This window comes from Ilumatobacter nonamiensis YM16-303, assembly GCF_000350145.1.
GTDB lineage: Bacteria > Actinomycetota > Acidimicrobiia > Acidimicrobiales > Ilumatobacteraceae > Ilumatobacter_A > Ilumatobacter_A nonamiensis.
The window spans coordinates 1-9,367 of record NZ_BAOL01000194.1; the positions used below are offsets into that span (position 1 = coordinate 1).

Consider the following 9,367-nt stretch of genomic DNA (forward strand, 5'->3'; position numbering starts at 1 on the left):
CCGCTGACCGTTACGTAACGGGTCTGACCCGACACGTAACGCCTACAGCACCCTGATCGGGTCGGCTCCGTTCCAGTCGGTGGCGGCGTCGCGGACCATGTCGTAGAAGTCGGCGAGACGGTCGGTGCGCTCGTAGATCTCGATCATGTGGCCGAGGCTCGCGCGGGCGTCGTGGAACGCGAATGTCTGGCCACCGGACGTGCGGGCGACGAGACGCCGCGGGAATCCGTCGGCGACGAGCGCGTCGCCCGCAACGTCGAAGTCGTCGACGAACGAGGCGACGTGGTGGATGCCCGATGTCGACACGACCGGGTCCGGTCCGGGGTCGTGCTGACGGATCAACTCGACCATCACCGATCCCCACTGGGCGTATGCGGAGGAGTGGTCGAAGTCAGCCGGCTCCCCGTCGATGCGGACGTCGACGACGGTGATGTGTTCGAGGACGAAGAACGGGCCGACGCCGCGTTCCGCCCAGCGTCGGGCAGCGGCGTGGACGTCGTCGGTCGCGTACGCGATCTGGACCGGCGATCCGATCACGTGTCTCGTGGTGTCACCGACACGTTCGTCTCGCCGATCTCGAGCCACTTGAACATGTTCTCCCAGTAGTGGCGGATCTTCGATTCGTTGTAGTTGGCGAAGACGACTTCCTGCTGCTCCTGTGCCTTGAGTCCCGTTTGCACGTGCGGGAGGTTGATCGAGTCCTGTTGGAAGATCTTGGCCGCCGGGCCGAGTTCGGTGGCGAGCGTCCAGTCGTCGTCGGGTCCGAGTCGACGGACCTTCGCCGGTTCGGGCTTGTCGTCTGGATCGGGCGCGACCGGGAACATCATCACCTCGAAGATGCACTCGTCGGGATTGTTCCCGTGCGGCCGCCACCGGTAGAAGAGCGCATTGAACACTCCCCACGGTGACCAATTGGGGAACACCGAGTAGTACATCGCGTCGAGAACCTCGGCGTCGCTGAAGTCGTCGGGGTCGAGGTTCTTGCCGAGGTTCTCGCGTGCGGCGTCGCGACGCTGCGACGCGATCCAGGCGCGGACCTCCGCGGGTGACTCGACGCCGTCGGGCGGGTCGGGGAGCATCAACGGAACGTCGAGATACGGCTCGGGGGTGGGGCCGCCGATCCACTTGCAGAGGTGCTGATCACCCTGTGTGATCGGTCCGTCGATCCAGGTCGCATCTTCGTCGAAGTGACTCTCGTGACCGTCGAGATCGATGACCCGCACGCCCGTCCGGCCATCGGGGAGTTCAGCCCGTTCGTAGATGTGACCGTTCATCGGGTGGCGGTAGCGGGCGAACTGCTTGCCGTCCTCCAGGCGTTCGTAGTGTTTCACGCCCTCGAGGTGTGGGCTCTCGACCGCGTGCGGCGAGATCGCACGGGAGAAGTTCTCGTAGGTGTCGTAGCGGGAGTTCGCGTCCCCGAGGTCTTCCATCAGCGTCGGGTGAGTCGCCACGACGTGGTAGCTCTCCATGAACGCTTCCTGACACGCCTTCCAGTTGACCCGCATGATCTTCTCGACGTGCGCCGACTTGTACCGTCGATCGAACGTGCACTTCGCGAAGTGATCTCCGAGGTTCCCGAGGAAGTCGGCCAGCGGCGACGCGTCGCGATCGGGGTTGATGAAGACGAATCCCTGCCAGGTGTCGACAAGTGCTTCGGGGAGGTCGTAGTCCTCCTTGCGCACGCTCGGGAAGTCCCACTCGCACGGGATCTCCTTCATCGACCCGTCGAGGTTCCACGCCCACCCGTGGAACGCGCAGCGAATGTTGCGCGCTCCCTTGCCGTGGGTTTCGCGGAGGAGCCGACCGCGATGGAGGCAGGCGTTGCGGTAGGCCTTGATGCCGTCGTCGGTGCGCACGATCAGGAACGACATGTCGGCGATCTCGTAGACGTGGTAGTCGCCGACGTTCGGGATCTCGTCCTCCAGGCAGGCGAGCTGCCACACGCGGCTCCACAGCTTCTCGACCTCGAGGGCGTGGAATTCCGGGGAGGTGTAGTACCAGGCAGGAATCCGCGTGTTGCCGTCCCTGATTCCGATGCGGCTCTCGTCGCGCAGGAGATCGTCGACGGGGCCGCGGTCACCGTCGAGCAGTTCGGTGTAGCTGATGCCGGCGGATCGGTCGGTCCCCGTGATCGTTTCGGTCATGCCGTCAGGCTTTCACAGCGGGCGCGAGCGCGCCGAGTTGGCGAACGATCATTCGGAAACTCACAGCTTCCCTCGTGGTGTGCAGCTCGTACGCAGGACGGAGCGTTCGTCAAGATGAGCAGATGACGCAGGAACCGTTGTCGTCGGGACGCCACGCAGGTCGGGTCGCGATCGTGACGGGAGCCGGCTCGGGGATCGGGCGTGCGGTTGCGGAACTGCTCCTGCGCGAGGGTGGAACGGTCGTCGCGGCCGACCTGTCCGACGACCGGCTCGGGTGGTGTCGTGGGACGGAGCGCGTCGTACCAGCGTCGGTGGATGTCGCCGATGCCGGTGCGAACGATGCGCTCGTGAGTCTCGCCGTCGACACCTTCGGGGGGCTCGATGCCGTCGTGCTCAACGCAGGGATCGCGATGAGCGGTTCGATCGAGACACTTCCGATCGAAGAGTTCGAGCGGGCCGTCGACGTCAACGTGAAGGCGGTCGCGCTCGGCATTCGTGCGTCTGCTCCCGCGCTCCGCGAGCGTGGCGGTGGATCGATCGCGATCACCGCTTCGACCTCGGGCCAGCGCGGCGACCCGGGCATGTGGGCCTACAACGCGACCAAGGCGGCCGTCATCAACCTCGCCCGATCGGCGGCGCTCGACCTCGGAGCGGAGGACATCCGGGTCAACGTCGTCTGCCCCGGACCGACCCACACGGGGATGACCGAGCGGTTGCAGGAACTCCCCGCGGCCTACGAAGCACTTCGTCGTCGGACGGCGCGTCAGCAGTGGGCGACCGCCGACGAGGTCGCGGCGGTGTTCGGTTTCCTCGTCAGCGCCGAGTCGGGCGCGGTGACCGGCGCGGTGATCAACGCCGACGGCGGGATCTCGGCGAACACGGGTCAGTTCCTCCCGCCCGAACGATCTGCGTAGGAGATGCGCGTCGGTGACCGGCACCGACGATCGTCTAGGGCTGGAAGTCGGTGGTGGCGTTGGCGAAGAGTTTGGCGAACTCGTCGTCGTCGGCCGCGATGATGTCGTCGACCCAACCGTGGAACCGCTGGCCGCCGGCCTCGTTGCGCCCGAACATCACGCTCGGCTTCGCGCCGGTCTTCAGCGCCTTCTGGATCCGCTTGCCGGTGGAGTAGTCCTCCTCGACGACGACTCGCAGGAGGAACTCCCGTTGTGCCGCGATCGCGTCCGTGAACTCCTCGGTCGGCTCGAACGTCGACAGGAAGTTCTGGTACGTGATCGAGGTGTCCGGAGTGTCTCCCGGGTAGAGCGTCGAGATCATGTACATCCGACCGCCGCCTTCCACGCCGTCGAGTCGGACGTCGAAGCCGGCGATCGACACATGCGGAAAGATCGTCCACACGCCGCCCGTGAGGTGGCGATCGGTCCACTCCGACTCGTCGATCTCGCCGATCGCGAGCATCCGCTGGTCCGGCGACGTGACCCGCTGATGCGGGCCCCACGCGTCGTAGATCGCGGTGTTCGCATAGTCCGGCCCGAACGTGTTCTTGTGCAGGATCGGCAGGTGGTAGAAGTCGAGATAGCCGTCGTAGGCGACCTTCCAGTTCGGCCCGTCCGCGGTCTGTGAACCCACGAACCAGGCGTCGGCGATCCCGAGGTGATCGAGCATCGCGTCGTACCCGCAGAGGTGCGCATCGATGTCCATCGTCCCGCCGGGACGCAGGGTGACGAACACGATCCCCGACCGCTCCGCACACGGGAGCGACGTCAGCCCGTGGCAGTCGACGTCGATCTCGCCGAAGGTGTCACGGTCGAGGATGCCGACCAACTTCCCGCCCGTGTCGTAGCTCCAGGCGTGGTAGGGGCAGGTGAATCGCCGCGTCGATCCGGTGCCGGCTTCGACGAGTTGAGCGCCCCGGTGGCTACACGTGTTGACGAAGGCGCGCAGTTCGCCGTCGGCCCCGCGCACGATCAGTACGGGCATGCCCGCGACTTCCATCGCCTTGTAGGAGTTCGGTTCACGGAGTTCGGAGGAGAACCCGAGGACCAACGGCGTTCGTCGGAAGACGCGGTCCATCTCGATTTCCCACCGGTCCGCGTCGAAGTAGTTCGAAGCCGCCACCTCGGCGACTTCGGCGGCCTGGGGGACCGTTCCGGCGCGCGCGTGCGAGACCGTTCGGCGATTGAGTTCGACCAGAGTTTCGCGGCTCATGGATCCAGTTGAGCAGATCGCGCCCGCCACGCGACCAGTTGGAGCGCTCCGCGTCGGCCGCCGTGATTCCCGACGTCTACGGTCACGCCTGGCGTCGGGCGCGTTCCGATGTCAGGCAGCACGTCGTCGCCCGCCGGGACGACTCGAACGAACAGACGGGGATGAACACCATGGGAACTTCACAGAACTTCGAGGGCAAGACCGTCCTCATCACGGGTGCGTCGATGGGCCTGGGTGAAGGGTTCGCACACGGCTTCGCGGCGGCTGGTGCCGATCTGATCCTCACCGCTCGGTCCGAAGACCTCCTCGACGGTGTTGCCGCGGTCTGTCGCGAAGCGGGGAGCACCGTCACCGTCGTTCCCGGAGACGTATCGGTCGAGGACGACGTCGCCCGGGTCGTGGCTGCGGGAGTCGAGGCTCACGGCAAGATCGACGTGCTGATCAACAACGCCGGTGTGAGCGACATGCGCGGTGTCGCCCCGGAACAGTTCGACATGGAGACGTGGAACTGGATCATGTCGGTCGACCTCAACGGCGCGTTCATGTACCTGCGCGACGTCGGCAGGCACATGCTCGAGACCGGTGGCGGGTCGATCGTGAACATCGCGTCGATCATGGGCCACGGCGCGAACGAGCTGAACATCATCGCCTACACGGCCGCGAAGGGCGCATTGCGCAACATCACGCTGCAGTTGGGCTGCGAGTGGGCCGACCGTGGCGTGCGCGTCAACTCGGTGTCGCCGGGGTTCATCGTGACCGAGATGGTGCGCCCCGCGATCGAGGGGATGGGAATGGACAAGTGGATCGCGTCCCGCACCCCGATGCGGCGGATCGGGGAGCTCTCCGAGATCGTCGATCCCGTGATGTTCCTCGCCTCGGATGGTGCGGCCTACATCACCGGACACGACCTCAACGTCGACGGCGGCACCAACGCGGCCAACGGCTACTACCAGATCCCACCGATCCACCAGGACTGGAACACGGACACCCCGCGCATCGGCGAGGGCTACCCCGGCGTGGTCCCGCGGCCGGACTGGTATCAGGCCATGAGCGCCGGAATCCCCGGCATCCACTACGACCCGCCCGCCGAATGAGCGGTTCATGACGGGTCCGACCCGTGACGTGACGCGGGTGGCGGTGGTGACGAAGGGGCACCCGTTCGATGCGGACGCGTTCTTCGCGGTGTTCGATTCGTTCGACGACATCGAGTGGGAGCACGTCGAACATCCCGCGGCGCTCGAGCTGGTGCGTCCGGAGAACGCCGATCGTTTCGACGCGTTCGTGATGTACGACATGCCCGGTGTCGTGTTCGATCGGGCGGGTGGTGGGGCATCGCACGCCGACCCTCCGAGCGGGTACATCGAGGACTTCGAGGCACTGCTCGCCCGCGGGAAGGGAATGGTGTTCCTCCACCACGCGATCGCGGGGTGGCCCGGTTGGGACCGCTACGGCGAGATCATGGGCGGGCGATTCCACTACGCCCCGGCGCGGTGGAACGGGGCTGATCTGCCCGACTCCGGCTACCGGCACGACGTGACCCACACGGTCGATGTGCTCGATCAGGACCACCCGATCGGCGACGGTGTCGATCCGTCGTTCGAGATCACCGACGAGGTGTATCTGTTTCCCGTCGACGGGGAGAACGTGACGCCGTTGATGCGGAGCCGTCACCGGTTCGTGGACGACGGCTTCTACTCGGCCGATCTCGCGGTGCGTGGAACCCGCTACTCGAACGAGGGCTGGAGTCACCCGCCCGGCAGTGACCTCGTCGCATGGACCCGCCAGGAAGGTCCGTCACGGATCGCATACATCCAGTTCGGCGACGGCCCCCAGACCTATGCCGACGCCAACTACCGACGCATCATCCGCAACGCCATCCGCTGGGCCTCACAGTCCTGACGAAATGCCGTCGGTGCCAGTCACCGGCGGACACTTCACCGAACGGGTCAGACCTCGGTGGTGGTGGCTCCGGCGGGGGAGTTCGCGAACATCGCTTCGGAGTCGAAGCCGATCCGGGCGTCAGGGGTGATCTTGATGACGACGCGACCCGGCGAGTCGAGATGTTCGACGAACGCGGCCTGCTTCTCGGCGCTGTCGGGGCGGACCTTGGCGGCCAGCACCGGGTAGAACCAGTCCAACGTCTCGCGATCGTCGAGGACCTCGGAGTCGCCCTTGTACGTGACCGCCTGGCTGATCCCGATGTCGGTGCCGCGGCTGGTGATCGCCACCGCCACCCTCGGCCGTGCCTCGATCGCGGGAACCCGCTTGCGGCGCCGCGTGCACGTCAGCCAGAACGCTCCATCGAGATAGACGAAGTTCATGATCACGCCGACCGGGTCGCCGGACGATGTGGTCCACATGAACGTGCACTCGGTCTGTTTGTCGAGCAGGGTCTGCTCCCGGTCGCCGGACAGCGTGAACATCGAAACGTCCTCGTAGCTGTCGGTGTAGTCGTCGTTCTGGTCCATGTTCTGGTCACTCCCGGTCATCGTGGTTTCGCTCCGCCGCCGACGCGGATGATCTCGCCGCTCATCCAGCTCGCCGCGTCGGATGCGAGGTAGACGCAGGCGGCGCCGATGTCCTGGGGCGTCCCCAGCCGCCCGAGGGGGATGTTCCACTCCTCGAGCAGCGAGTCGAGCTGGTCCTCGTTCTTCCCGACCGCCTGCAACATCACCTCGGTCGGGATCGCTCCGGGGGCGACGCCGTTGACCCGGATGTTCGGCGCGAGTTCGGCCGACAGCGTCCACGTCAGCGAGTTCGTCGCCGCCTTCGCTGCTCCGTAGTGCGCGCTTCCCGGGACGGGCCCGGTCCCGGCGCCCGACGAGATGTTGATGATCGAGCCCCGTTCGATGTGTCGTGCGGCGGTCATCGACCCGACGTAGACAGCGGTCAGGTTGAGCGCGATCGTGCGGTCCCATTCCTCCCGCGGGAGGTTTTGCAGCGGCATCCGCATCGGCGAGCCGCCGGCGTTGTTCACCCAGTCGGTGAGCGAGCCGAACTCGTCGACGGCGGCCTGTGCGAGTGCCTCCACCGCGTCGTCATCGGTGACATCGGTGGTCACGGCGAGGGCCCGACCACCGGCGTCGCGGATCGTGGCCGCGACCTGCTCGATTTCGTCGGTGCGCCGCGCGGCAACGACCACCGCGGCTCCCGACTCGGCGAATGCGGTCGCGATTCCCTCGCCGATCCCGCGTCCTCCACCGGTGACGACGGCGACGTGGCCGGTGAGGTCGAACAGTTCCGGTGCGGTCCGAGTCGGGGCGTTCATCGCTCCGAGTCTGGCGAGGCGAGGCGGGCGGCGGCGAGGCGGAACGTCAGGCGGCGCGAACGTCGGCGTTGTATCCGATGGTCGTGCGGTGGAGCAGGCGCTCGTGGCCCTCGTATCCGCCGGTCGCGCGGTGCAGGACGCATCGGTTGTCCCACATCACGAGCATGTTCGGTTCCCACCGATGGCGGTACTGGAACTCGTCGCGGATCTGCCATCCGTACAGCTCTCCGAGCAGTGGCCGGGCCTCGTCGTCGTCCATTCCGTCGATCCCGATGATGTAGCCGATGGTCGAATAGAGGGTCTCCGCTCCGGTCTCCGGGTGAGTGCGGATCAGTGGATGGAGTTGCGTCGCGTACGCGTCCTCGCTGGGGCGGATCTGCATCGACCGACCCGCCGCATCGTCGTCGCCGTAGGTGCCGTCCGGCGCGTAACCGCCGCGAGCGGAGTGAATCGCGACGAGACCTTCGATCCGGTCACGCAGGTCGGCCGGCATCGCGTCGAGGGCCGCCTGCTGGTTGGTGTAGAGCGTGTCGCCACCCACCGGTGGCACGATCTTGGAGTACAGACACGTGCCGTCGGGCGGATACTCCTGGAAGCTCCAGTCGGCGTGCCAGTTCTCGGCGAACAGCGACGACGTCTCGTCGGCGGTGCGACGGATCGCGGCGATGTGCGGATGATCGTCGATCGGCGCGAAGAACGGGTCGTCGCCGAACGGTCCGAAGCGCAGGGTGAACGCTTCCAAGTCGTCGTCGGTCAGATCCTGGTCGGGGAAGGCGAGCACCTTGTGGTCGAGCCAGGCGGAGCGGATCGCCGCAGTCGTCGAGCCGTCGAGTGCCCGCAGGTCGACGCCGCGGACCGTTGCGCCGCACGCTTGGCCGCTCGGGGTGATGTCGATCGTCATGCCCTCATTCTCTCAGTGTGGTGCTGCGGGTCCGACACGCAGCGCGCCCGTGCCGGTTCGTAGTGTCGCCGCATGGCTGGCATGGAGACCTCCGTCTCGGAACTGGTTGACCTCGAGGGGCGCACCGCGTTCGTGACGGGAGGGGCGAAGGGGATCGGCGCGGCGATCGCACGCCGGTTGGTCGAGGCCGGCGCTGATGTGACCGTGGGCGACCTCGAACCTGGCGTGGCCGGGTTGGCGGAGGACCTGGGAGCGACCGGCGTGTCCTGCGACATCACCGACACCGATGCGGTGCGAGCGGCTCTCGACGCGGCGTCGGCCGACCGGCCCGTCGACATCGTGGTCAACAACGCCGGGATCTTTCCGACCACCGGCCCGATGGTGCATGCCACCGACGAATTCGTGCAGCGCATGCTCGACGTCAACGTGCGCGCCCAGTACAGCGTTGCGCGCGAGGCGGCGAACCGGATGACCGGTGGTGGATCGATCGTCAACCTCGCGTCGATCGCCGGCCTTCGCGGCGGTGCGAACATCTCCGCGTACAGCGCGTCGAAGGCCGCGGTCATGGCGCTCACGCGAGCGTTCGCCCACGAGCTCGGACCGCGTGGCATCCGTGTCAACGCGATCGCGCCGGGAATCATCGACACACCGGGCGTTCAGGAACAGATGGCGCCGCTGCGCGCAGGGGGACTCGACATCGACAGACAGATCGCCGCGAATCCCGTCGGGATCGCCGGTCACCCCGACCACATCGCGAGGGCTGCGCTGTTCCTCGTCAGCGACCTCGCCGAGTTCGTCAGCGGCCACGTCCTGGTCGTCGACGGCGGCTCGACCGCATAGACCCGAAGCGCAGCCGCGTGCCATCGGGTGTCAGACACCCGATGGCAC

10 protein-coding genes are annotated in these 9,367 nt (G+C 66.7%); 4 read left to right on the top strand and 6 right to left on the bottom strand.

Features of this window, described 5'->3' with window-relative positions:
- Positions 1-42: 42 nt before the first annotated feature.
- Entirely contained in the window at positions 43-537 is a 495-nt protein-coding gene (locus ON45_RS23185) for a VOC family protein (protein WP_040495208.1), read from the bottom strand.
- The gene (locus ON45_RS21715; RefSeq protein ID WP_051063227.1) at positions 534-2,144 is read right to left on the bottom strand and encodes an aromatic ring-hydroxylating oxygenase subunit alpha; all 1,611 of its coding nucleotides are present in this window, start codon (positions 2,142-2,144) and stop codon (positions 534-536) included. Before ON45_RS21715 ends, ON45_RS23185 begins: the two co-directional genes overlap by 4 nt.
- 122 nt (positions 2,145-2,266) lie before the next feature.
- Between ON45_RS21715 and ON45_RS16510 the strand changes: the two genes are divergently transcribed.
- Positions 2,267-3,058 (top strand): SDR family NAD(P)-dependent oxidoreductase, encoded by a 792-nt coding sequence (locus ON45_RS16510; RefSeq protein WP_051063228.1) that lies wholly within the window; start codon positions 2,267-2,269, stop codon positions 3,056-3,058.
- A gap of 34 nt (positions 3,059-3,092) precedes the next feature.
- Here ON45_RS16510 and ON45_RS16515 read toward each other — a convergent pair whose 3' ends face one another.
- Positions 3,093-4,310: an aromatic ring-hydroxylating oxygenase subunit alpha gene (locus tag ON45_RS16515; protein ID WP_051063229.1), complete on the bottom strand. Its 1,218-nt coding sequence runs from the start codon at positions 4,308-4,310 to the stop codon at positions 3,093-3,095.
- Between the two features lie 170 nt (positions 4,311-4,480).
- On the opposite strand from ON45_RS16515, the gene ON45_RS16520 reads away from it, so the two are divergent.
- Together ON45_RS16520 and ON45_RS16525 are read left to right on the top strand one after the other, a co-directional pair.
- On the top strand, positions 4,481-5,404 hold the full coding sequence (locus ON45_RS16520; protein WP_158412471.1) for an SDR family NAD(P)-dependent oxidoreductase: 924 nt from the start codon (positions 4,481-4,483) through the stop codon (positions 5,402-5,404).
- 7 nt (positions 5,405-5,411) lie between these two features.
- Positions 5,412-6,209, top strand: a complete 798-nt coding sequence (locus tag ON45_RS16525) for a ThuA domain-containing protein (protein WP_040495209.1) — start codon at positions 5,412-5,414, stop codon at positions 6,207-6,209.
- A 47-nt stretch (positions 6,210-6,256) separates the two neighbouring features.
- Here the strand turns inward: ON45_RS16525 and ON45_RS16530 are convergent, their stop codons facing one another.
- Genes ON45_RS16530 through ON45_RS16540 form a run of 3 tightly spaced genes read right to left on the bottom strand, consistent with a single transcriptional unit; the run spans position 6,257 to position 8,479 of the window.
- Positions 6,257-6,778, bottom strand: coding sequence for a pyridoxamine 5'-phosphate oxidase family protein (locus ON45_RS16530; protein ID WP_051063231.1), 522 nt, complete (start codon positions 6,776-6,778; stop codon positions 6,257-6,259).
- 17 nt (positions 6,779-6,795) lie between these two features.
- The gene (locus ON45_RS16535) at positions 6,796-7,578 is read right to left on the bottom strand and encodes an SDR family NAD(P)-dependent oxidoreductase (protein WP_040495211.1); all 783 of its coding nucleotides are present in this window, start codon (positions 7,576-7,578) and stop codon (positions 6,796-6,798) included.
- A 46-nt stretch (positions 7,579-7,624) separates the two neighbouring features.
- Positions 7,625-8,479: a TauD/TfdA dioxygenase family protein gene (locus tag ON45_RS16540; protein WP_040495212.1), complete on the bottom strand. Its 855-nt coding sequence runs from the start codon at positions 8,477-8,479 to the stop codon at positions 7,625-7,627.
- A gap of 72 nt (positions 8,480-8,551) precedes the next feature.
- Here ON45_RS16540 and ON45_RS16545 point away from each other — a divergent pair, with 72 nt between their 5' ends.
- A complete protein-coding gene (locus ON45_RS16545) occupies positions 8,552-9,319 on the top strand; it encodes an SDR family NAD(P)-dependent oxidoreductase (RefSeq protein WP_083915083.1) in 768 nt (255 codons plus the stop codon).
- Positions 9,320-9,367 lie beyond the last annotated feature (48 nt).

What these genes read in the sequence shown, in the direction of transcription:
- ON45_RS21715 (WP_051063227.1), bottom strand. Translation starts at nt 2,144, where the DNA reads ATGACCGAAACGATCACGGGGACCGACCGATCCGCCGGCATCAGCTAC.
- ON45_RS16510 (WP_051063228.1), top strand. Translation starts at nt 2,267, where the DNA reads ATGACGCAGGAACCGTTGTCGTCGGGACGCCACGCAGGTCGGGTCGCG.
- ON45_RS16515 (WP_051063229.1), bottom strand. Translation starts at nt 4,310, where the DNA reads ATGAGCCGCGAAACTCTGGTCGAACTCAATCGCCGAACGGTCTCGCAC.
- ON45_RS16520 (WP_158412471.1), top strand. Translation starts at nt 4,481, where the DNA reads ATGGGAACTTCACAGAACTTCGAGGGCAAGACCGTCCTCATCACGGGT.
- ON45_RS16525 (WP_040495209.1), top strand. Translation starts at nt 5,412, where the DNA reads ATGACGGGTCCGACCCGTGACGTGACGCGGGTGGCGGTGGTGACGAAG.
- ON45_RS16530 (WP_051063231.1), bottom strand. Translation starts at nt 6,778, where the DNA reads ATGGACCAGAACGACGACTACACCGACAGCTACGAGGACGTTTCGATG.
- ON45_RS16535 (WP_040495211.1), bottom strand. Translation starts at nt 7,578, where the DNA reads ATGAACGCCCCGACTCGGACCGCACCGGAACTGTTCGACCTCACCGGC.
- ON45_RS16540 (WP_040495212.1), bottom strand. Translation starts at nt 8,479, where the DNA reads ATGACGATCGACATCACCCCGAGCGGCCAAGCGTGCGGCGCAACGGTC.
- ON45_RS16545 (WP_083915083.1), top strand. Translation starts at nt 8,552, where the DNA reads ATGGCTGGCATGGAGACCTCCGTCTCGGAACTGGTTGACCTCGAGGGG.